Genomic DNA, 21,674 nt, shown 5'->3' on the forward strand with positions numbered 1-21,674 from the left:
TTTTTCCCTCCTTATTATTGAGCAAATGGCATCCCAAGATATCTTAGCAATTCTCTTGCTTCTTCGTCAGTCTTGGCTGTAGTAACAAATATAATATCCATACCTCTTACTTTATCCACTTTATCGTATTCTATTTCTGGGAACATTATTTGTTCTTTCACTCCTAATGCATAATTTCCTCTACCGTCAAAAGACTTAGCTGAAACTCCTCTGAAATCTCTAACTCTTGGTAGTGCTATGTTCATTAATCTATCTGCAAATTCATACATTTTTTGCTTTCTTAATGTAACTTTGCATCCTATAGGCATTTTTTCTCTGATTTTGAAGTTAGCTACAGATTTCTTTGCTCTAGTAAGTACAGGTTTTTGTCCTGCAATTATTTGTAAATCAGAAATAGCTGATTCTAATACTTTAGAATTATCTTTAGCTTCTCCAACACCCATATTGATAACTATCTTTTCAAGTTTTGGAACTTGCATTATATTTTTATATCCGAACTTTTCCATTAAGGCCGGCACTACTTCATTATTGTATTTTTCTTGTAGTCTATCCATTAAGTGAACCTCCTTTCAAAGTCTATAGTATTTCTCCGCACTTTTTACAAACTCTAACTTTAGTTCCATCTTCTAAAAGTTTTTTGCTAATTCTTGTAGCAGCATTACATTTAGTACAATATAACATAACTTTTGAGCTATTTATTGGTGCTTCTTTCTTTACTATTCCACCTTGCATGTTTTCTCTATTTGGTTTAACGTGCTTAGTAACAACATTTACATCTTTAACTAGCACTTTACCTTTTTTAGGATAAACAGCTAATATTTCGCTTGTTTTACCTTTATCTTTACCTGAAATAACAACTACTTTGTCTGTTCTTCTTACATGAACTTTAGCCATCACAGCCACCTCCCTTTTATAGAACTTCAGGTGCTAATGATAATATTTTATTAAATTCTTTATCTTTTTCTCTTAATTCTCTTGCGATTGGTCCAAAAATACGAGTTCCTCTTGGTTGTTTATCGTCTTTGATAACAACAGCAGCATTTTCATCCCACTTAATATATGAACCATCAGCTCTTCTTACGCCTCTTTTAGATCTAACAATAACAGCTTTAATAACATCACCTTTTTTAACAACACCGCCTGGTGTTGCACTTTTAACGCTAGCAACTATTATATCTCCAACGTTACCATACTTTCTTTTAGAACCGCCTAAAACTCTGATACACATGATTTCTTTTGCTCCAGTATTATCTCCTACTTTTAAGCGAGTTTGTGGCTGTATCATATATATGCCTCCTTTCAATCATTGAATTATTTTGCTTTTTCAACGATTTCGACTAATCTCCATCTCTTATCTTTTGACAATGGTCTTGTTTCCATTATCATTACTCTATCATTTTGTCTAGCTTCATTATTTTCATCATGAGCCTTAAACTTTTTAGTTCTGTTCATTGTTTTTCCGTACAATGGATGACGAACTTTATCTTCAACTGCAACTACAATAGTTTTATCCATCTTATCTGAAACGACTTTACCTATTCTAGTTTTTCTGTTTCCTCTTTCCACAGGGTAACCCTCCTTTCAGTTTGCTACTGATCAAGTCCTTGTAATTCTTTTTGTCTAAGTATTGTTTTCACTTGTGCTATAGACTTCTTAACCTGTCTAATTCTCATTGGGTTTTCAAGTTGGCCAGTCGCTAATTGAAATCTTAAATTAAATAACTCAGCTTTTAAGTCAGTTAATCTCACTGATAATTCTGTAGAAGAATTTTCTCTTAATTCTTGTAATTCATTAGCCCTCATTTACTTCACCACCCATTTGTTCAAAATCTCTTCTTGTAACAAACTTAGTCTTCATTGGAAGCTTATGTGCAGCAAGTCTCATAGCTTCTCTAGCAACATGTTCTGGCACTCCAGATAATTCAAACAATACTCTACCAGGTTTAACTACAGCTACCCAATATTCAACTGAACCTTTACCTTTACCCATACGAGTCTCAGCAGGAGTTGCAGTTACTGGTTTGTCTGGGAAAACCTTAATCCAAAGTTTTCCTCCTCTTTTTATATATCTATTTATTGCAATTCTGGCAGCTTCTATTTGATTACTTGTCATCCAACAGCATTCTGTTGCTTGAATACCATAATCTCCGTATGCAAGGAAGTTTCCTCTTCTAGCTTTTCCTCTCATTCTGCCACGTTGTTGCTTACGATGTTTTACCTTCTTTGGCATCAACATAACCTATTCCTCCTTCCCTTATTGGTTAACTTCTTCTGCTTTAACTTTTTTTGTTGGAAGAATTTCACCTTTATATAACCAAACTTTAACACCTATTTTTCCATAAGTTGTATCTGCTTCAGCAAATCCATAATCAATATCTGCTCTTAATGTTTGAAGAGGAATTGTTCCTTCATGATATTGCTCTGTTCTAGCTATTTCAGCTCCACCAAGTCTACCTGAGCAAGCAATTTTAACTCCTTTTGCTCCACTTCTCATAGCTCTTTGAATTGTTTGTTTCATAGCTCTTCTGAATGAAATTCTTTTTTCAAGTTGTTGAGCAACATTTTCTGACATTAATTGAGCATCTTTTTCTGGTCTTTTAACTTCAACTATGTTAATTATAATATTCTTTTCTGAAACTATTTTATTAATATCAACTTTTAATACCTCTATACCTTTTCCGCCTTTTCCTATAAGCATTCCTGGCTTAGCTGTATGGATATTTAACTTAACTCTTTTAGGAGTTCTTTCAATTTCTATTTTAGATATTCCTGCAGAATAAGATTTCTTTTTTATGAATTTTCTTATCTTATCATCTTCTATTAGGTTATCTGCAAATTTTTTACTATCTGCATACCATTTAGCATCCCATTCTTTTATCACTCCGACTCTGAGGCCATGTGGATGTACTTTTTGTCCCACTCTATTTCCCTCCTTCTATGCTCTTTCTTTTACAACTAATGTAATATGAGTAGTTCTTTTCATTATTGAATATGCTCTACCCTGTGCACGTGGTTTGAATCTTTTTAGTGTTGGTCCTTGATTAGCATAAGCCTCTGCAACATATAATTTATTAACATCTAAGTTGAAATTATTTTCTGCATTAGCTACAGCTGATTTTAATACTTTGCTAATTACAGTAGCTGCTTCTTTTGGAGTGTATTTTAATATAGCAAAAGCTTCATTTGCATTTTTTCCTCTTACTAAATCAAGAACAACTCCTGCTTTTCTTGGAGACATTCTTACATACTTTGCTATAGCTCTAGCTTCCATTTTTGTTCCTCCTTCCTATCACTATCTTACACGACTTGATTTTTCTTTCTTGTCTATGTGACCTTTAAATGTTCTTGTTAAAACAAATTCTCCTAATTTATGTCCTACCATATCTTCGCTTATATAAACCGGAACATGTTTTCTACCATCATGGACAGCTATAGTATGACCTAACATTTGAGGGAAGATTGTTGATGATCTTGACCAAGTCTTTACAACTTTCTTTTCATCTTTTTCATTCATAGCCTCAATTTTCTTTATTAATGATTCTGCAACGTAAGGTCCTTTTTTAATTGATCTACTCAATTCAGTGTCCTCCTTTCATACAATTTAAAGTTCAGGAAGAGAATGTAAATTCTCTCCTATCATTCTATTTAATTATTATCTTCTTCCTTTATTCTTAATAATCATCTTATCAGAATACTTTTTGTTCTTTCTTGTCTTATATCCAAGAGCAGGTTTACCCCATGGTGTAACAGGACCTGGACGTCCAACTGGTGATTTACCTTCTCCACCACCGTGAGGGTGATCGTTAGGGTTCATTACTGATCCTCTAACTGTTGGTCTGAATCCCATATGTCTCTTTCTTCCTGCTTTACCTATGTTTATGATATCATTTGTTAAGTTTGAAACTGTTCCTATAGTAGCTCTACATTCGATTCTTACGTATCTCATTTCACCACTTGGAAGTCTCAAGATAGCATAATTTCCTTCTTTAGCCATAAGTTGAGCTGAAGTTCCTGCTGCTCTAACTATTTGAGCACCTTTTCCTGCTTGTAATTCAATATTATGAATTACTGTACCTACTGGTATGTTTTTAAGTGGAAGTGCATTTCCTGGTTTTATGTCAGCATCTACACCAGACATAACTGTGTTTCCAACTTTTAATCCAACTGGTGCAATTATATATCTCTTTTCACCATCAGCATAATTTAAAAGTGCTATGTATGCTGTTCTGTTTGGATCGTATTCTATAGTAGCAACCTTTGCAGGTATTCCATCTTTATTTCTTTTAAAATCAATTATTCTATATTTTCTTTTTTCTCCACCACCACGATGACGAACAGTTATTCTACCATTGTTATTTCTTCCAGCATTCTTCTTTATACTAACAAGAAGTGATTTTTCTGGTTTACTAGTAGTTATTTCTTCAAAAGTAGCAACTGTCATTTGTCTTCTTGAAGGTGTAGTCGGTCTAAACTTTTTAACTGCCATCTAAATTCCCTCCTTTTTATCGCTTATCTGGCTCCTCGCCAATAACTGCTTTTTTGTGAAATATTACATTCCTTCAAAAAATTCTATTGTTTTACTTTCTGGAGTTAACTTGATTATAGCTTTCTTATAGTCAGCTCTTTTTCCTACGTGTACTCCAACTCTTTTTACTTTTCCCATTATTCTTACAGTATTTACTGTTTCAACTTTTACCTCAAATATTTCTTCTACTGCTCTCTTTATTTGAGATTTATTAGCATGTATATCTACAATGAAGGTGTACTTTCTATCTGCCATATCAGACATGCTTTTTTCAGTTATTACTGGTCTTCTTATAATATCATAACTGCTCACTGTCATTATGCATACACCTCCTCAATTTTAGCAACTGCTTCTTTTGTAACAATAAATTTGTCATATTTTAATATATCATATACATTTAAATTGTTAACAGGGATTACAGTTGCCCCTTGTATATTTCTTACTGACTTATAAACATCTTCATTAGACTCAGGCACAACGATTAAAGCTTTTTTAGTTTCAAATGCATTAAGCATTTTAACTACTTCTTTAGTCTTTGGCACATCTAAATCCAAGTTTTCAAGAACTACCATTTCATTTTCAGCAACCTTACTACTTAATGCTGATTTCATAGCAACTCTTCTCATTGATTTAGGAACAGACATTCTGTAATCTCTTGGTTTTGGAGCAAAAACTATACCACCATGAACCCATTGTGGTGCTCTTGTTGAACCTTGTCTTGCTCTACCTGTTCCTTTTTGTCTCCAAGGTTTTCTTCCACCCCCAGAAACCTCTGCTCTAGTCTTAGTGGATTGAGTTCCTTGTCTTTTATTTGCAAGTTGTGCAACTACAACTTGGTGTAAAGCACTTTCGTTCACTTCTACTGCAAATACGCTATCTGATAATTGAATATCTCCAACCTTTTGTCCTTCTCTATTAAATAAATCTACTGTAGGCATTCTATATCCTCCTTTCTTCCAAAGCTTTAAGCTTTCACTGTATCCTTAATTACAATGTAGCCTTTATTTGGTCCTGGTATTCCACCTTTTATTAAAACAACATTCTTTTCTGTCATAACTTTTACAACTTCAAGATTTAAAACAGTTGCTTTTTTATTTCCCGTTTGTCCAGGCATTTTCATGTTTTTAAAAGTTCTTGATGGGCTTGAAGCTGCACCCATTGAACCTGGTGCTCTATGGAATTTAGAACCGTGACTCATAGGTCCTCTTGAAAAATTCCATCTTTTTATAACGCCTTGGAATCCCTTTCCTTTAGAAACTCCTGTTATATCTACTTTATCTCCTACTTGAAAGATATCAGCTTTTATTTCGCTTCCAACTTCATATTCGTTGATATTTTCTAGTCTAAATTCTCTAACCATTCTCTTCAAAGAAGCACCTGCTTTAGCAAAATGTCCTTTTTTAGGTTTATTAGCTAATTTTTCTCTAATATCTTCAAATCCTACTTGTATAGCATTATATCCATCATTTTCTTCAGTTTTCTTTTGGATTACTACACATGGTCCTGCTTCTACAACTGTAACTGGAATAACTTTACCATTTTCATCAAATATTTGAGTCATCCCAAGTTTTCTACCTAATATCGCTTTCTTCATTCTGCGCACCTCCCTAAAATATTAGCGGATCACTTTTGGCAATCATAATATCTCATAATAACTTGTGATAATTATAGTTTTATTTCAATATCCACACCTGCTGGTAAATCTAATCTCATTAAAGCATCAACAGTCTTTGGTGATGGACTTAATATGTCAATAAGTCTTTTATGTGTTCTAATTTCGAATTGTTCTCTAGAATCTTTATATTTGTGAGTAGCTCTTAATATTGTAACTATATCTTTTTCTGTAGGTAGTGGTACTGGACCAGCTACTTTAGCTCCTGTATTCTTTGCAGTTTCAACAATTTTCTCAGCTGATTGATCTAAAATATTGTGATCAAAAGCCTTTAATCTGATTCTTATTTTTTGACTTGCCATTGTATTTCCCTCCTTTTCATTCCTCTTCAATTCATAGATGTAACATCAGTGTTGTGTAAACTGTTCCAGGTGTTGCATAGTTTACATAACACCGCCGCCTGATTCAAGATCAAGACATGCTCAGTCAAGAATACCCTGGATATCCCAGCAACCTCTTGCTTCATCGCTATCCTCGTGTCACAACTCTTATATTGTATAATATTTTTTTTGTTTTGACAAGTATTTTTTAATTTTTATCGCAATTTCTTTCTATATTATTTATTATTAAATAAAAAATACTCTATTTAGCTTTTTTTCAATAGAAAAGGAGAAGGATTTTTCCTTCTCCTTTTGTCTTTATAAAGGCCTTTATTAAAATTCTTAATTATATTAAACTTTTAAGTTAAATTATTCTATTATAGTAGTAACAACTCCTGAACCTACTGTTCTTCCACCTTCTCTGATAGCGAATCTTAAGTTAGATTCCATTGCTACTGGTGTGATTAATTCAACTGTCATATCTATGTGGTCTCCTGGCATTACCATTTCTGCTCCGCCTGGTAATTCGATTGATCCTGTAACGTCTGTTGTTCTGAAATAGAATTGTGGTCTATATCCATTAAAGAATGGAGTATGTCTTCCACCTTCTTCTTTCTTTAATACGTATACTTGACCTACGAATTTTTTGTGTGGAGTTACTGTTCCTGGTTGTGCTAATACTTGACCTCTTTCGATTTCATCTCTTTGAACACCTCTTAATAATGCTCCGATGTTATCTCCAGCCATTGCTTCGTCAAGCATTTTTCTGAACATTTCTACTCCTGTACATGTTGTCTTTCCTATTTCTTCTTTCATTCCTACGATTTGTATTTCGTCTCCAACGTGAAGAATTCCTCTTTCAACTCTTCCTGTTGCAACTGTTCCTCTTCCTGTAATTGTGAATACATCTTCTACTGGCATTAGGAATGGTTGGTCAGTAGCTCTTTCTGGAGTTGGTATATATTCATCTACTGCATCCATTAAGTCAAATATGCATTGTTCTTCGCCATCTTCGATTGCTTTTAATGCTGATCCTGTTATTACTGGACAGTCATCTCCATCAAATCCATATTCGCTTAATAATTCTCTTACTTCCATTTCTACTAATTCTAGTAATTCTGGATCATCTACTTGGTCTGATTTGTTTAAGAATACTACTATGTGGTTAACTCCTACTCTTGATGCTAGTAGTATATGTTCTCTTGTTTGTGGCATTGGACCATCTGCTGCTGATACTACTAAGATAGCTCCATCCATTTGTGCTGCTCCTGTGATCATGTTCTTAACATAGTCAGCATGTCCTGGACAGTCAACGTGTGCATAGTGTCTGTTGTCTGTTTCGTATTCAACGTGTGCAGTGTTGATTGTTATTCCTCTTTCTTTTTCTTCTGGAGCTTTATCTATATCTTCATAGTTTTGTACTTCTGCTCCACCTTTTTTTGCTAATGCCATTGTTATAGCTGCTGTTGTTGTTGTTTTACCATGGTCTACGTGACCTATTGTTCCTATGTTTACATGCGGTTTCGTTCTTTCAAACTTTTCTCTTGCCATTTTAAATTCCCTCCTAAATTTTCAATTAATTTAAGTATTTTTATTTATAAAATTTATTTGACTTTAAATTTATGACATAAAATTTTTTTGTCTAGAATCATTTATTTTAAATCATTTATTTAAAACTCTAATAATTTAGTTTTTATATTGAATTAAAGATTGTATTGAAATAAATAATCAAATTATTTATTTCCTAAAACTTTATCTGCTATACTCTTTGGAACTTCTTCATAGTGATCAAATTCCATACTGTATGTTCCTCTACCTTGTGTTCTTGATCTTAAAACAGTTGCATATCCAAACATTTCAGAAAGTGGAACATATGCTGTAACAACTTGAGCACCTGCTCTTGGGTTCATTCCCTCTATTCTACCTCTTCTTGAGTTAACGTCACCCATTACATCTCCCATATATTCTTCTGGAACAACTACTTCAACCTTCATCATAGGTTCAAGTAATACAGGGGTTGCTTTAGCCATACCATTTTTGAACGCCATAGAACCAGCAATTTTGAATGCCATTTCTGATGAGTCAACATCATGGTAAGAACCATCATAACATTTAACCTTGAAATTAATAACTGGGTATCCACCTAATATACCGCTTTGTGAAGCTTGTTGAATTCCATTATCTACAGCTGGAACGTATTCTCTTGGAATAGCACCACCAACGATAGCATTTTCAAATTCATATTCACCTTCATGTGGTATCATTTCAATCCAGCAGTGTCCGAATTGTCCACGTCCACCAGATTGTCTTACAAATTTACCTTCAGCTTTAACAGCATTCTTAATAGTTTCTTTGTAAGCAACTTGTGGAGCACCAACATTACATTCAACTTTAAATTCTCTTTGAAGTCTATCAACTATGATTTCAAGGTGAAGTTCACCCATACCTTCTATAATTACTTGGCCTGTTTCTTGATCTGTAAAAGTTCTAAATGTAGGATCTTCTTCAGCAAGTTTAGCTAGTGCTATTCCCATTTTTTCTTGGCCTGCTTTAGTTTTTGGTTCTATCGCTACAGAAATAACTGGTTCTGGGAATTCCATACTTTCAAGAACTACTACTGATTTTTCATCACAAAGAGTGTCTCCAGTAGTTGTATTCTTAAGTCCAATTACAGCTCCTAATTCTCCTGCATATAACTCTTCAACTTCTTCTCTGTGGTTAGCATGCATTTTAACAAGTCTACCAATTCTTTCTTTCTTACCTTTGTTACTGTTTAATACATAGGTACCACTCGTCATTACTCCTGAGTATACTCTTGTGAATGCTAATTTACCAACAAATGGGTCAGTAGCAATCTTAAATGCTAATGCTGCTAAAGGTGCATTATCGTCTGCTTCTCTTGATTCCTCTTCACCATCTTCATTTACACCCTTAATAGCTTCTATATCAAGTGGTGATGGCATATATGCAAGAACAGCATCTAGTAATTGTTGAACACCTTTATTTTTATATGCAGTACCACATAACACTGGTACTATTTCATTAGCTATAGTAGCTTTTCTTAATGCAGCATGAAGTTCTTCTTCAGTAATTTCTTCACCTTCAAGATATTTCATCATTAGTTCTTCATCTGTCTCAACTATAGCTTCTATCATTGAAGCTCTATATTCTTCTGCTTGATCTTTTAATTCGTCTGGAATTTCAACTTCTTCAAAGTTTACTCCTAACTCATGATCAAAGATGACAGCTTTATTTTTTACAAGGTCTACGTGTCCTTGATAATTCTCTTCTTTTCCTATTGGAATTTGTATTGGCACTGCATTAGCATGTAATCTTTCTCTCATAGAAGATACTGACATGTAGAAATCAGCACCTAATATATCCATTTTATTTACGAATGCCATTCTTGGAACACTATATTTATCTGCCTGTCTCCATACTGTTTCAGTTTGAGGTTCAACTCCGCCCTTTGCATCTAATATAGTAACTGCACTGTCAAGTACTCTTAGTGATCTTTCAACCTCAACAGTAAAATCTACGTGTCCTGGTGTGTCTATAATGTTAACTTGATGTTCTTTCCAGAAACAAGTAGTTGCCGCAGAAGTAATTGTAATACCTCTTTCTTGTTCTTGAACCATCCAGTCCATAGTAGCTGCACCTTCGTGAGTTTCACCAATCTTATGTGTTTTACCTGTGTAGAATAATATACGCTCTGTTGCTGTAGTTTTACCAGCATCAATGTGAGCCATTATTCCGATGTTACGGAATTTTTTTAATGGGTATTGTCTAGCCACTCTTTTTTCCTCCTCCCAATAAGTAAATTACTTTATTTATCTAAAGTTAAAATTTATAATTGGATAAAACTGTTTTGGTAACATCCAAAACAGTTTTATCATTAAATTTAAATTTTTACTAATATCTATAGTGTGCGAATGCTTTATTAGCTTCTGCCATTTTGTGAGTATCTTCTCTCTTCTTAACAGCCGCACCAGTGTTATTAGCAGCATCTATTAATTCTCCTGCTAATCTTTCTCTCATGTACTTTTCGCCTCTTTTGCTAGCAGCTGCAACAATCCATCTTATTCCTAAAGTCTGTCTTCTTTCTGTTCTAACTTCTATAGGAACTTGATAAGTAGCTCCACCTATTCTTCTTGCTTTTACTTCTAACAATGGCATAACATTGTTCATTGCTTCTTCAAAAGCTTCCATAGCTTCTTTCCCTGTTTTTTCTCCAAGTATAGCAAATGCATCATAGCATATTTTTTGTGCTAATCCTTTTTTACCATCTTGCATTACAGAGTTGATAAGTTTTGAAACGACTTCACTATTGTACATTGGATCAGGTAATACTTCTCTTTTAGGTGTAAATCCTTTTCTTGGCACTTTTCTTCCCTCCTTAACTTTTAACATTTAATTCATAGGTACTCGGCAATTCCACCGTAAAGCGCTCTCTTCTGCAAAATATCTATATAAATGCTGAAGACATAGCACTATTTTCAAATAAATTATTTTTGTTTTGGTCTCTTTGCACCATACTTTGATCTTGATTGCATTCTGTTAGCCACACCAGCTGCATCTAATGCACCTCTAACTATGTGGTATCTAACCCCTGGAAGGTCTTTAACTCTTCCACCTCTTATTAAAACAACACTGTGCTCTTGTAGGTTATGTCCTACACCTGGAATATAAGCACTAACTTCGAATCCATTTGTAAGTCTTACTCTAGCAACCTTTCTTAGGGCTGAGTTTGGTTTCTTAGGAGTTGTAGTTTTAACAACTGTACATACTCCTCTTTTTTGTGGACATTGTTTTAATGCAGGTGATGTTGACTTAGTCTCAGCAGTCTTTCTTCCTTTTCTTACTAGTTGGTTAATTGTTGGCATTTTTCCACCTCCTCTAATTTAATAAATGCTATATAAATTTTTGTTGTTAACCAATTATTTGTCCAGAACTAGCACAACTGATGCTCCTACATCTATTCCGCAAACCTTACCTAGTTCCTTCATTGTATCTATAAAAACAATTTTAAGAGATTGCTCATTGGCCAATTCTATTAGTGGATTAACTAACTTAATATCTGCATCTTTAGCAACATATAAAAGCTGTCCATCGCCATTTTTCATATGTTTTAAAGTTTGCTTTAAACCAATGACCTTCTGGCCTTCAAGCCGGCTAAACATTGTAGACCCCCCTCAAAACATCATGTTAGAGACAAAGCTTTAAATCTTCGTCTCTAATCATATTATAATACACACAAAATGTATTTTATCATTTTACTTTACTTGTGTCAATAAAATCAATATTAAGCTTCATTAATATTTGTTAAATCTTCTTGTTCTTTATTAACTTCTGTATTTAATTTTAGTGCTCTATATCTCATCATTCCAGTTCCAGCAGGAATTAGTTTACCTATTAATACATTTTCTTTTAATCCCATTAGTGGATCAACTTTTCCTTTAATAGCCGCATCAGTAAGTACTCTTGTAGTCTCTTGGAAAGAAGCTGCAGATAAGAATGAATCTGTTGCAAGTGCAGCTTTAGTGATTCCTAGTAATGCAATATCACCAGTAGCTGGTTCTCCACCTTGTTCTTCAACATCTTTATTTTTTGACTGAAAATCAAATATGTCTACTAATGTTCCTGGAAGCAACTCAGTGTCTCCAGATTCTCTTATTTTAACTTTTCTAGTCATTTGTCTTACAACAACTTCTAAGTGCTTATCATTAATATCAACACCTTGAAGTCTATATACCTTTTGTACTTCAGATAAAAGATAATTCTTAACTTCTTTAGCACCTTTAATGGCTAAAATATCGTGTGGATTTACAGAACCTTGGGTAATTTCATCACCAGCTTCAATTCTTTGTCCGTTAGCAACTCTTATTCTTGAACCAAAAGGTATATCATAAGATTTATCTTCTCCAGAATCATCTGTTACATGGATAATTCTCTTTTTCTTAGTTTCTTCAATTCTTACAGTACCAGCAACTTCACTTATTATCGCAAGACCCTTTGGTTTTCTTGCTTCAAATAATTCTTCAACTCTAGGAAGACCTTGAGTTATATCTGCTCCAGCAACTCCACCTGTATGGAATGTTCTCATTGTAAGCTGAGTTCCTGGTTCACCAATTGATTGTGCTGCAATTATACCTACAGATTCTCCAATATTTATTTTTTTAGCTGTAGCCATGTTCATACCATAACACTTAGCACAAACTCCGTGTTTTGATTTACATGTAAATACAGATCTTATCTTAACATTTTTAACGCCCACAGATTCTACTTTTTCGGCTATATCTCCATCCATATAAGTATCTTTCTCAACTATAACTTCTCCAGTTGATGGATTTAGTATATCTTCAGCAGTATATCTTCCTGTAAGTCTTTCGCTTAATGGCTCAATTATTTCATTTCCTTCTTTAATTTCTATAACTTCATACCCTTCTGTAGTTCCACAATCTTCCTCTCTAACTATAACATCTTGACTTACATCTACAAGTCTTCTAGTTAGATATCCCGAATCTGCAGTCTTAAGAGCTGTATCAGCATTACCTTTTCTAGCTCCGTGAGTTGAAAGGAAGTACTCTAATACGTCAAGTCCTTCTCTGAAGGATGCCTTGATAGGTAATTCTATAATCTTACCAGATGGATTAGCCATAAGTCCTCTCATACCAGCTAATTGTTTAATCTGTGACTTAGATCCTCTGGCTCCTGAATCAGCCATCATGAATATATTATTAAATTTATCAAGGTTATCCATTAAAGCGTTGGCAACGTCTTCTGTTGTTTGAGTCCATTTTTCTATTACTCTTTCATATCTTTCGTCTTCAGATATGAATCCTCTTCTAAACATCTTTTCAATTTTATCTACAGCAACCTCTGTATTTGAAATTAATTTAACTTTGCTTTCAGGAACAGTCATATCTGATACAGAAATAGTAATAGCTCCTATAGTAGAATAATGATATCCTTTTGCCTTTATTTTATCAAGCATTATAGATGTTATAGTTGCACCATACTTGTTATAACACTTATCTACTATTTTCCCTAAGTTTTTCTTACTAACTAAGAAATCAACTTCCATTTTAAATTCATTTTCTGGCTTACTTCTATCTACAAAGCCTAAATCTTGAGGTATTGCTTCATTAAAGATTAATTTTCCTGGTGTAGTTTCAATTATTCCACTAACAACTTTTCCATCCTTAACTTTAGACATTTTAACTTTTATTTTAGCATGCACATCTATATCCTTTAATTGATATGCTATAAGCACCTCTTCAACACTAGAGAATCCTCTTCCTTCTCCTTTGGCTCCGTCCTTATCTAACGTTAGATAATACGAACCTAAAACCATATCTTGAGTAGGTACACATACTGGTTTACCATCAGATGGTTTCATTATGTTATTAGCAGCAAGCATTAAGAATCTCGCCTCTGATTGAGCTTCAACCGAAAGTGGTACGTGTACCGCCATTTGGTCACCGTCAAAGTCAGCATTATATGCAGTACATACTAATGGATGAAGCTTTATAGCTTTACCTTCAACTAATACTGGTTGGAATGCTTGAATACCAAGTCTATGAAGAGTAGGTGCACGATTTAAAAGTACTGGATGCTCTGAAATAACATCTTCAAGTACATCCCAAACTTGAGGCATTACTCTTTCTACCATCTTTTTGGAACTCTTTATGTTATGTGCAGCTCCACTTTCAACTAATTTTTTCATAACAAATGGTTTGAATAATTCAAGTGCCATTTCTTTTGGAAGACCGCATTGATACATCTTAAGTTCAGGTCCTACAACAATAACCGAACGTCCTGAGTAGTCAACACGCTTACCTAATAAGTTTTGTCTAAATCTTCCTTGTTTACCTTTTAGCATATCTGATAATGATTTTAACGGTCTGTTTCCTGGTCCAGTAACAGGTCTTCCACGTCTTCCATTATCTATAAGTGCATCCACTGCTTCTTGAAGCATTCTCTTTTCATTTCTTACTATGATATCAGGAGCACCTAAATCTAAAAGCTTCTTTAATCTATTATTTCTGTTTATAACTCTTCTATATAAATCATTCAAATCTGATGTAGCAAATCTACCTCCGTCTAATTGAACCATAGGTCTTAAATCTGGAGGTATTACTGGTATAACATCAATAATCATCCAGTCAGGTCTATTTCTAGATTTTCTAAAAGATTCTACAACCTCTAGTCTTCTTATAGTTCTAACCTTTTTCTGACCTGTGCTAGTCTTTAATCCTTCTTTTAATTCTGTAGCTAACTGTTCTAAATCAATTTCTTCTAGTAATTGTTTTACAGCTTCAGCACCCATTCCAGCTACAAAACTTTCTTCTCCATATTTGTCAACGCTTTCTCTATACTCTTTTTCACTCAATAGTTGTTTCTTTAATAGTGGAGTTTCTTTAGGATCTAAAACAACATATGATGCAAAGTATAATACTTTTTCTAGAGATCTTGGTGACATATCAAGAATAAGTCCCATACGTGATGGTATACCTTTAAAATACCATATGTGTGATACAGGAGCTGCAAGCTCTATATGACCCATTCTTTCACGTCTAACTTTGGATTTTGTAACTTCAACCCCACATCTGTCACATACTATTCCTTTATATCTAACTCTTTTATATTTACCACAATGACATTCCCAGTCTTTTATAGGTCCAAATATTCTTTCACAAAACAATCCATCTTTTTCTGGCTTAAGTGTTCTATAATTAATAGTTTCAGGTTTTTTTACTTCTCCTCTTGACCATTCTCTAATTTGCTCTGGTGAAGCTAACCCTATTTGCAAGGCCTCAAAATTATTTAATTCTATCAAGGGTAAATCCTCCCTCCACATTAATGTTCATCATTAAAATCTTCTAGTTCCAATCCGTCACCAAGTTCATCTAATGGCAATTCATCATATTCTAATTTTACATCATTATCTTCTTGATTTTTATTATTAACTAAATCAGTGTTAGCATTAACATCACTACTTGGTGAAGAAGCAACAGTATCTTCTGCACCTTCAATGTTTATTCCTAAATCTTCCATTTCTTCTTCAACAGACTCTTTAATCTTTATTTCTTCATTAGTATTGCTTAGCACTTTAACATTTAAGCATAAAGCCTGTAATTCTTTAATAAGAACTTTAAATGATTCCGGAATACCTGATTCAGGAATATTTTCACCTTTTACTATGGACTCATAAGTTTTAACTCTTCCTACAACATCATCTGATTTAACAGTTAAAACTTCTTGAAGTGTATGTGCTGCTCCATAAGCTTCAAGTGCCCAAACTTCCATTTCACCAAATCTTTGACCACCAAATTGAGCTTTACCACCCAATGGCTGTTGAGTAACTAACGAATATGGTCCTGTAGATCTAGCATGTATCTTATCATCAACCAAGTGGTGAAGTTTTAAGATATACATGTATCCAACAGTAACTTTATTATCAAAAGCTTCTCCTGTTCTTCCGTCATATAATGCAGTCTTTCCGTCTCCATTGTATCCAGCTTCTTCTAATAATTCAACTATTTCATTTTCATGTGCACCATCAAATACTGGCGTTGCAATATGCCATCCCATTTCACTTGCGGCCCATCCTAAATGAACTTCAAGAACCTGACCGATATTCATACGAGAAGGTACACCTAGAGGGTTTAAGCATATTTGAAGAGGTCTTCCATCTGGTAGGAATGGCATATCTTCTTCTGGTAATATTCTAGAGATAACACCCTTATTACCGTGTCTTCCTGCCATTTTATCACCAACAGATATCTTTCTTTTTTGAGCTATATAACATCTTACTAACTCATTAACTCCTGGAGGAAGTTCGTCACCATTTTCTCTTGTAAATACTTTTACATCTACAATTATTCCTGTTTCTCCATGTGGAACTCTAAGTGAAGTATCTCTAACTTCTCTTGCTTTTTCTCCAAAAATTGCTCTTAAAAGTCTCTCCTCAGCAGTTAACTCAGTTTCTCCTTTTGGAGTAACTTTTCCTACTAATATATCTCCCGATCTAACTTCTGCACCTATTCTAATTATACCTCTTTCATCTATGTTCTTAAGTGCATCTTCACCTACATTTGGTATATCTCTTGTTATTTCTTCTGGTCCTAGCTTTGTATCTCTTGCTTCTGCTTCATATTCTTCTATATGAATAGACGTAAACACATCATCACGTACAAGTTGTTCTGATACAAGCATCGCATCTTCGTAGTTATATCCTTCCCAAGTTATGAATCCCATACGTATATTTTGACCTAAAGCAATTTCACCATAATCAGTAGACGGTCCATCAGCTAATACATCTCCAGCTTTTACCTTCTCATTTTTTTCTACTATAGGTCTTTGAGTTATACAAGTACCTTGGTTAGATCTTTTATATTTCAGAAGTTTATATCTATCAGTTCTACCATCTGAGTCTCTCTTTATTTTTACTTCTTCTGCACTAACATAAATTACAGTTCCGTCATATTCAGCTTTTGGAAGTACTCCAGAGTCTACAGCTGCTTTATATTCTATCCCTGTACCTACTATTGGAGCCGCTGGTCTTAATAGTGGTACTGCTTGACGTTGCATGTTAGATCCCATTAAGGCACGGCTGGCGTCATCATTTTCAAGGAATGGAATCATTGCAGTAGCAACTGATACTATTTGTCTAGCAGAAACATCCATTAAATCAACTTGTTGTTTTGGAACAACTAAAACATCTTCTTCTTTTCTAACTGTTATTTTATCATCAATAAAATGACCTTCTGCATCTAGTGGTTCTTTTGCTTGAGCAACTAGATATTGATCTTCTTCATCTGCTGTAAAATAAACTATTTTATCTGTAACTTTACTTAATTTTTTATCAACCAATCTATATGGCGTTTCTATAAAACCATACTCATTAACTCTTGCATAACAAGCAAGTGAGTTTATAAGTCCTATATTAGGTCCTTCTGGTGTTTCTATAGGACACATTCTACCATAGTGAGAATGGTGAACATCTCTAACTTCAAAACCAGCTCTTTCTCTTGAAAGTCCTCCTGGTCCTAAAGCTGATAATCTTCTCTTATGTGTTAATTCTGATAATGGATTTGTTTGATCCATAAATTGTGAAAGTTGTGAACTTCCGAAGAATTCTTTAATTGCAGCTGCTACCGGTCTTATATTTATTAATGCTTGAGGTGTTATAACTTCTTGGTCTTGAATAGTCATTCTTTCTTTAACTACTCTTTCCATTCTTGACAAACCAATTCTGAATTGGTTTTGTAATAATTCCCCAACAGATCTTAAACGTCTATTTCCTAAATGATCAATATCATCAATATTACCGATTCCATAAGGCAATCCAAATTCATAGCTTATAGTAGCATATATATCATCTGCAACTATATGCTTAGGAATTAATTCATGAATATTCTTCTTTATCTCTTCTTTAATAGCTTCTTCACTACTATAGTTATCTAGTATTTTCTTTAATGTTGGATAGTGTACATGTTCTTTTATTTTTAAATCTGATATGTCAAAATCTATAACTTTATGTATGTCAACAAAGTGATTACCTATCACTTTAATAATTTTATCTTCTATTTCAATATCTACGCAATTTATACCACAGCATTGAATTTCCTGTGCTTTGTCTCTATCTATCACTTCACCTTTTTGAACTAATATTTCTCCAGTAGCAGGATTAACAACATCTTCAGCTGCTATCTGATTTAATATTCTAAGGGAAATTGCTAGTTTTTTGTTGAATTTGTATCTTCCAACTCTTGACAAATCATATCTTTTTGCGTCAAAAAACAGAGAATTTATAAGTGAAACCGCACTATCAACTGTTGGTGGCTCACCTGGTCTTAATCTTTTATATATTTCAAGTAATGCTTCTTCTCTAGTTTTAGTATTGTCTTTTTCTATTGTGGCCTTCAGTCTCTCTTCTTCTCCAAAAAAGTCGATAATTTCAATATCACTTCCAAGACCTAACGCTCTTATTAGGATACTTATAGGAAGCTTTCTTGTTTTATCTATTCTTACATATACAATGTCATTTGAGTCAGTTTCATACTCAAGCCATGCTCCTCTATTAGGTATTACAGTTGAAGAGAATAACTTTTTACCAGTTTTATCCACATTGTATCCATAGTAAGATCCTGGAGATCTAACCAATTGACTTACTATTACTCTTTCCGCACCATTAATAACAAAAGTTCCTTGTTGAGTCATTAATGGGAAATCACCCATAAATACTTCTTGCTCTTTAACTTCTCCAGTTTCTTTATTAAATAATCTAACTTTAACTTTTAATGGAGCAGCATAAGTAGCATCTCTTTCTTTACATTCTTCTACAGAATATTTAATAGCATCTTTATCTAGGTTGTGATCAACAAACTCTAAGACAAGATTTCCTGTATAATCCTGTATAGGATTTATATCGTCAAATACTTCATTTAGTCCTTCTTCCCAAAACCATTTGTAAGAATTCAACTGTACTTCTATTAGATTTGGCATAGGACATATTTCATTAACCTTTGAGAAGCTCATTCTCGTTCTTTTACCAATTTGAATAGGATGTACCATTAAAATTTCACCCCTCGCATAAGAAATAACAAAAAATGTAACACACTAGGTTTTTCACCTATATATACACGCTCATCATATTAGTATAACCAAAAAAACCATTTCAATTCATTTGGTACTAATTATTAGTAACACCTTAAACTTTTTGCATTAAATTATAATATCATAATAGATTTTTAGTGTCAACACTGTATTTTCTCTACATTTAAAAAAGGCACTTATATAAGTGCCTTTTTATAAGTCAAATTTCTATTTTAATTCTACAGTAGCACCAACTTCTTCAAGTTTTGCTTTCATTTCTTCAGCAGCATCTTTTGCTACTGCTTCTTTAAGTGTTTTTGGAGCTCCATCTACTATTTCTTTAGCTTCTTTTAATCCTAAGCCAGTTAATTCTCTAACAGCTTTGATAACTTTGATTTTTTGTGATCCAGCGCTAGCTAAAACTACATCAAAGTCAGTTTTTTCTTCAGCAGCTCCACCTGCAGCAGCTCCGCCTGCAACAGCAACTGGTGCTGCAGCACTTACTCCAAATTCTTCTTCACATGCTTTTACTAATTCGTTTAATTCTAAAACAGACATTTCTTTTATAGCTTGAATGATTTCTTCTCTTGTCATTATAATCGCACCTCCATATTTTTTTAACGTTACCGTTAATCCTCTTTTAAATTTTATTCAGCACTTTCAGCTGATTCGTTTTTCTCTTTTATTGCATTTAATAAGTAAACAAAGTTTGATACTGGAGCTTTGAAGCTTCCAAGTAATTTTGCAATAAGCACTTCTTTTGGTGGTATTGATGCAAGTTCTTTAATTTTAGCTTCATCATATATTTCACCTTGAACTAATCCAGCTTTTAATTCTAATTCTTTATGATCTTTTGCAAAATCATTAAGAATTCTAGCTGGTGCTGTAGCATCATCATATGATATTGCAACAGAAACTGGTCCTTCTAAATATCCTTCTAAACCTTCAATACCTGCTTCTTTGGCAGCTAGAGCAACTAATGTGTTTTTAAACACCTTATATTCTACTCCCGCTTCTCTTAAGCTTTTTCTAAGTTGAGTATCTTCTTCTACGTTCAATCCTTGATAGTTAGCAAGTACAACTGCTTCTGCTTTTTCTAACTTCGCTTTTATTTCTTGAACTTTAGCTTCTTTAATTTGTCTATTCTTGCTTATCACTGTGGCCACCTCCTTAACAAAAAACTAAAACCTCTTCGCAGACATACGAAGAGGTTTAAAATCCAAACAACCGAATATTTTAAATCCTCGGTAGGTTGGTTCCCCGTTATGCTTTCGCACCTACTGTCTGCGGAGTATTTTCATATTAATTTTTCAACATTTTGTATTATATCAAATTATAACTGGTATGTCAAGATTATTCTATAACTTTCCCTGGATTTATTCTTAATCCAGGTCCCATAGTACTTGATAACGCTACAGATTTGATATATTGTCCTTTAGCTGCTGCTGGTTTAGCTTTAACTACTGCTTCCATTAATACAGTATAGTTTTCAGCTAACTTTTCATTTCCAAATGATTTCTTTCCTATTGGAACGTGAACAATAGAAGTTTTATCTACTCTATATTCAACTTTACCAGCTTTGATTTCAGCTATTGCTTTTGAAACATCAAATGTTACAGTTCCTGATTTAGGGTTTGGCATTAATCCTTTAGGTCCTAATACTCTACCTAATCTTCCTACTGTTCCCATCATATCTGGTGTAGCAACAACTACATCAAAATCAAACCAGTTTTCTTTTTGAATTTTTTCTAAATATTCTTCTGCACCAACATAATCTGCTCCTGCAGCTTCTGCTTCTTTAGCTTTATCACCTTTTGCGAAAACTAAAACTCTAACTTTTTTACCTGTTCCGTGTGGAAGAACAACTGCTCCTCTAACTTGTTGATCTGCATGTCTTGGATCAACACCTAGTCTTACAGAAAGTTCTACAGTTTCGTCGAATTTAGCTTTTGCTGTTTTTAAAACAAGGTCTATAGCTTCTGAAGGTGTATATAAAGCATCTTTATCGATAAGCTTTATGCTTTCTTGGTAATTCTTACCTCTTTTTGCCATATCTGTTCCTCCTTGTGGTTTTAGCGGTTTTTACCTCCCACTAATTTATTTTCTCAAAATTATTCTTCAACAGTTATACCCATGCTTCTAGCTGTTCCAGCTATCATGCTCATAGCAGTTTCTACTGATGATGCATTCAAATCAGGCATTTTTGTTTCAGCTATTTCTTTTAATTGTGCTTTTGTAAGCATTCCAACTTTAGTTCTGTTTGGTTCTCCTGAACCACTTTCTAATCCAACTGCCTTTTTAATTAAAACTGCTGCTGGAGGAGTTTTAAGTATAAAGCTGAAAGATCTATCTTGATATACTGAAATTATAACTGGAATTGTCAATCCAGCTTGATTTGCAGTTTTAGCGTTGTATTCTTTACAGAACGCCATGATGTTTACTCCGTGTTGTCCAAGTGCTGGACCAACTGGTGGAGCTGGTGTTGCCTTTCCTGCTGGAAGTTGAAGTTTTATCATTCCTACTACCTTTTTTGCCATAGTTTACACCTCCTCATATGT

General features: G+C 33.8%; 25 protein-coding genes and 1 other annotated feature. All 25 genes read right to left on the reverse strand.

The window, feature by feature from the left end; genetic code table 11:
* Window positions 1–14: 14 nt before the first annotated feature.
* The 25 genes from rplE to rplK all read right to left on the reverse strand — a co-directional run bounded on the left by rplE (window position 15) and on the right by rplK (window position 21,653).
* On the reverse strand, window positions 15–554 hold the full coding sequence (gene rplE / locus OXH55_RS12985; RefSeq protein WP_268050405.1) for a 50S ribosomal protein L5: 540 nt from the start codon (window positions 552–554) through the stop codon (window positions 15–17).
* A gap of 22 nt (window positions 555–576) precedes the next feature.
* Window positions 577–894 (reverse strand): 50S ribosomal protein L24, encoded by a 318-nt coding sequence (gene rplX / locus OXH55_RS12990; RefSeq protein WP_268050406.1) that lies wholly within the window; start codon window positions 892–894, stop codon window positions 577–579.
* A gap of 16 nt (window positions 895–910) precedes the next feature.
* A complete protein-coding gene (gene rplN, locus OXH55_RS12995; RefSeq protein ID WP_268050407.1) occupies window positions 911–1,285 on the reverse strand; it encodes a 50S ribosomal protein L14 in 375 nt (124 codons plus the stop codon).
* 26 nt (window positions 1,286–1,311) lie between these two features.
* Window positions 1,312–1,566: a 30S ribosomal protein S17 gene (gene rpsQ / locus OXH55_RS13000; protein WP_268050408.1), complete on the reverse strand. Its 255-nt coding sequence runs from the start codon at window positions 1,564–1,566 to the stop codon at window positions 1,312–1,314.
* Window positions 1,567–1,589: 23 nt separating this feature from the next.
* Complete coding sequence (rpmC, locus tag OXH55_RS13005; protein ID WP_268050409.1) at window positions 1,590–1,802, reverse strand: 50S ribosomal protein L29; 213 nt, start codon at window positions 1,800–1,802, stop codon at window positions 1,590–1,592.
* A complete protein-coding gene (rplP, locus tag OXH55_RS13010) occupies window positions 1,792–2,235 on the reverse strand; it encodes a 50S ribosomal protein L16 (RefSeq protein ID WP_268050410.1) in 444 nt (147 codons plus the stop codon). The genes rpmC and rplP overlap by 11 nt, the downstream gene beginning before the upstream one ends.
* An 18-nt stretch (window positions 2,236–2,253) precedes the next feature.
* On the reverse strand, window positions 2,254–2,919 hold the full coding sequence (gene rpsC / locus OXH55_RS13015; protein ID WP_268050411.1) for a 30S ribosomal protein S3: 666 nt from the start codon (window positions 2,917–2,919) through the stop codon (window positions 2,254–2,256).
* A 15-nt stretch (window positions 2,920–2,934) separates the two neighbouring features.
* Window positions 2,935–3,270, reverse strand: a complete 336-nt coding sequence (gene rplV / locus OXH55_RS13020) for a 50S ribosomal protein L22 (RefSeq protein WP_268050412.1) — start codon at window positions 3,268–3,270, stop codon at window positions 2,935–2,937.
* 21 nt (window positions 3,271–3,291) lie between these two features.
* Window positions 3,292–3,576 carry a 30S ribosomal protein S19 gene (gene rpsS / locus OXH55_RS13025; RefSeq protein WP_268050413.1) on the reverse strand — a complete coding sequence of 95 codons (285 nt, stop codon included), beginning with the start codon at window positions 3,574–3,576 and terminating at the stop codon, window positions 3,292–3,294.
* Window positions 3,577–3,651: 75 nt separating this feature from the next.
* The gene (gene rplB, locus OXH55_RS13030) at window positions 3,652–4,485 is read right to left on the reverse strand and encodes a 50S ribosomal protein L2 (protein ID WP_268050414.1); all 834 of its coding nucleotides are present in this window, start codon (window positions 4,483–4,485) and stop codon (window positions 3,652–3,654) included.
* A 63-nt stretch (window positions 4,486–4,548) separates the two neighbouring features.
* On the reverse strand, window positions 4,549–4,842 hold the full coding sequence (rplW, locus tag OXH55_RS13035; protein WP_268050415.1) for a 50S ribosomal protein L23: 294 nt from the start codon (window positions 4,840–4,842) through the stop codon (window positions 4,549–4,551).
* Window positions 4,842–5,462 (reverse strand): 50S ribosomal protein L4, encoded by a 621-nt coding sequence (gene rplD, locus OXH55_RS13040; RefSeq protein WP_268050416.1) that lies wholly within the window; start codon window positions 5,460–5,462, stop codon window positions 4,842–4,844. Before rplD ends, rplW begins: the two co-directional genes overlap by 1 nt.
* A gap of 26 nt (window positions 5,463–5,488) precedes the next feature.
* Window positions 5,489–6,118 (reverse strand): 50S ribosomal protein L3, encoded by a 630-nt coding sequence (gene rplC / locus OXH55_RS13045; protein ID WP_268050417.1) that lies wholly within the window; start codon window positions 6,116–6,118, stop codon window positions 5,489–5,491.
* Window positions 6,119–6,189: 71 nt separating this feature from the next.
* Window positions 6,190–6,498, reverse strand: coding sequence for a 30S ribosomal protein S10 (gene rpsJ, locus OXH55_RS13050; protein ID WP_268050418.1), 309 nt, complete (start codon window positions 6,496–6,498; stop codon window positions 6,190–6,192).
* Between the two features lie 387 nt (window positions 6,499–6,885).
* Window positions 6,886–8,067: an elongation factor Tu gene (tuf, locus tag OXH55_RS13055; RefSeq protein WP_268050419.1), complete on the reverse strand. Its 1,182-nt coding sequence runs from the start codon at window positions 8,065–8,067 to the stop codon at window positions 6,886–6,888.
* A 182-nt stretch (window positions 8,068–8,249) separates the two neighbouring features.
* Window positions 8,250–10,310 (reverse strand): elongation factor G, encoded by a 2,061-nt coding sequence (fusA, locus tag OXH55_RS13060; RefSeq protein WP_268050420.1) that lies wholly within the window; start codon window positions 10,308–10,310, stop codon window positions 8,250–8,252.
* Between the two features lie 118 nt (window positions 10,311–10,428).
* The gene (gene rpsG, locus OXH55_RS13065; RefSeq protein ID WP_268050421.1) at window positions 10,429–10,899 is read right to left on the reverse strand and encodes a 30S ribosomal protein S7; all 471 of its coding nucleotides are present in this window, start codon (window positions 10,897–10,899) and stop codon (window positions 10,429–10,431) included.
* Window positions 10,900–11,021: 122 nt separating this feature from the next.
* Complete coding sequence (rpsL, locus tag OXH55_RS13070) at window positions 11,022–11,399, reverse strand: 30S ribosomal protein S12 (protein WP_268050422.1); 378 nt, start codon at window positions 11,397–11,399, stop codon at window positions 11,022–11,024.
* A gap of 54 nt (window positions 11,400–11,453) precedes the next feature.
* Window positions 11,454–11,696, reverse strand: a complete 243-nt coding sequence (locus OXH55_RS13075; RefSeq protein ID WP_268050423.1) for a ribosomal L7Ae/L30e/S12e/Gadd45 family protein — start codon at window positions 11,694–11,696, stop codon at window positions 11,454–11,456.
* A 122-nt stretch (window positions 11,697–11,818) separates the two neighbouring features.
* Window positions 11,819–15,355, reverse strand: coding sequence for a DNA-directed RNA polymerase subunit beta' (gene rpoC, locus OXH55_RS13080; protein ID WP_268050424.1), 3,537 nt, complete (start codon window positions 15,353–15,355; stop codon window positions 11,819–11,821).
* A 20-nt stretch (window positions 15,356–15,375) separates the two neighbouring features.
* Window positions 15,376–19,095: a DNA-directed RNA polymerase subunit beta gene (rpoB, locus tag OXH55_RS13085; RefSeq protein ID WP_268050425.1), complete on the reverse strand. Its 3,720-nt coding sequence runs from the start codon at window positions 19,093–19,095 to the stop codon at window positions 15,376–15,378.
* A 249-nt stretch (window positions 19,096–19,344) separates the two neighbouring features.
* A complete protein-coding gene (gene rplL, locus OXH55_RS13090) occupies window positions 19,345–19,710 on the reverse strand; it encodes a 50S ribosomal protein L7/L12 (RefSeq protein WP_268050426.1) in 366 nt (121 codons plus the stop codon).
* 53 nt (window positions 19,711–19,763) lie between these two features.
* On the reverse strand, window positions 19,764–20,270 hold the full coding sequence (gene rplJ, locus OXH55_RS13095) for a 50S ribosomal protein L10 (protein ID WP_268050509.1): 507 nt from the start codon (window positions 20,268–20,270) through the stop codon (window positions 19,764–19,766).
* Window positions 20,271–20,288: 18 nt separating this feature from the next.
* Window positions 20,289–20,424: a sequence feature (ribosomal protein L10 leader region), on the reverse strand.
* A gap of 45 nt (window positions 20,425–20,469) precedes the next feature.
* Window positions 20,470–21,168 carry a 50S ribosomal protein L1 gene (rplA, locus tag OXH55_RS13100; protein WP_268050427.1) on the reverse strand — a complete coding sequence of 233 codons (699 nt, stop codon included), beginning with the start codon at window positions 21,166–21,168 and terminating at the stop codon, window positions 20,470–20,472.
* A gap of 59 nt (window positions 21,169–21,227) precedes the next feature.
* A complete protein-coding gene (gene rplK / locus OXH55_RS13105) occupies window positions 21,228–21,653 on the reverse strand; it encodes a 50S ribosomal protein L11 (protein ID WP_268050428.1) in 426 nt (141 codons plus the stop codon).
* Window positions 21,654–21,674: the final 21 nt, after the last annotated feature.

Source organism: Clostridium ganghwense, assembly GCF_026735165.1.
In the GTDB taxonomy this organism is placed as follows: Bacteria; Bacillota; Clostridia; order Clostridiales; family Clostridiaceae; genus Clostridium_H; species Clostridium_H ganghwense.

Excerpts from the sequence above, each read along its gene's own strand:
- rplB (WP_268050414.1), bottom strand. The coding sequence starts at position 4,485 with ATGGCAGTTAAAAAGTTTAGACCGACTACACCTTCAAGAAGACAAATG.
- rplL (WP_268050426.1), bottom strand. The coding sequence starts at position 19,710 with ATGACAAGAGAAGAAATCATTCAAGCTATAAAAGAAATGTCTGTTTTA.
- rpmC (WP_268050409.1), bottom strand. The coding sequence starts at position 1,802 with ATGAGGGCTAATGAATTACAAGAATTAAGAGAAAATTCTTCTACAGAA.
- tuf (WP_268050419.1), bottom strand. The coding sequence starts at position 8,067 with ATGGCAAGAGAAAAGTTTGAAAGAACGAAACCGCATGTAAACATAGGA.
- rplW (WP_268050415.1), bottom strand. The coding sequence starts at position 4,842 with ATGACAGTGAGCAGTTATGATATTATAAGAAGACCAGTAATAACTGAA.
- rplX (WP_268050406.1), bottom strand. The coding sequence starts at position 894 with ATGGCTAAAGTTCATGTAAGAAGAACAGACAAAGTAGTTGTTATTTCA.
- rpoB (WP_268050425.1), bottom strand. The coding sequence starts at position 19,095 with ATGGTACATCCTATTCAAATTGGTAAAAGAACGAGAATGAGCTTCTCA.
- rplN (WP_268050407.1), bottom strand. The coding sequence starts at position 1,285 with ATGATACAGCCACAAACTCGCTTAAAAGTAGGAGATAATACTGGAGCA.
- OXH55_RS13075 (WP_268050423.1), bottom strand. The coding sequence starts at position 11,696 with ATGTTTAGCCGGCTTGAAGGCCAGAAGGTCATTGGTTTAAAGCAAACT.
- rplP (WP_268050410.1), bottom strand. The coding sequence starts at position 2,235 with ATGTTGATGCCAAAGAAGGTAAAACATCGTAAGCAACAACGTGGCAGA.
- rpsJ (WP_268050418.1), bottom strand. The coding sequence starts at position 6,498 with ATGGCAAGTCAAAAAATAAGAATCAGATTAAAGGCTTTTGATCACAAT.
- rplK (WP_268050428.1), bottom strand. The coding sequence starts at position 21,653 with ATGGCAAAAAAGGTAGTAGGAATGATAAAACTTCAACTTCCAGCAGGA.
- rplA (WP_268050427.1), bottom strand. The coding sequence starts at position 21,168 with ATGGCAAAAAGAGGTAAGAATTACCAAGAAAGCATAAAGCTTATCGAT.
- rplV (WP_268050412.1), bottom strand. The coding sequence starts at position 3,270 with ATGGAAGCTAGAGCTATAGCAAAGTATGTAAGAATGTCTCCAAGAAAA.
- rplE (WP_268050405.1), bottom strand. The coding sequence starts at position 554 with ATGGATAGACTACAAGAAAAATACAATAATGAAGTAGTGCCGGCCTTA.
- rplD (WP_268050416.1), bottom strand. The coding sequence starts at position 5,462 with ATGCCTACAGTAGATTTATTTAATAGAGAAGGACAAAAGGTTGGAGAT.
- rplC (WP_268050417.1), bottom strand. The coding sequence starts at position 6,118 with ATGAAGAAAGCGATATTAGGTAGAAAACTTGGGATGACTCAAATATTT.
- rpsL (WP_268050422.1), bottom strand. The coding sequence starts at position 11,399 with ATGCCAACAATTAACCAACTAGTAAGAAAAGGAAGAAAGACTGCTGAG.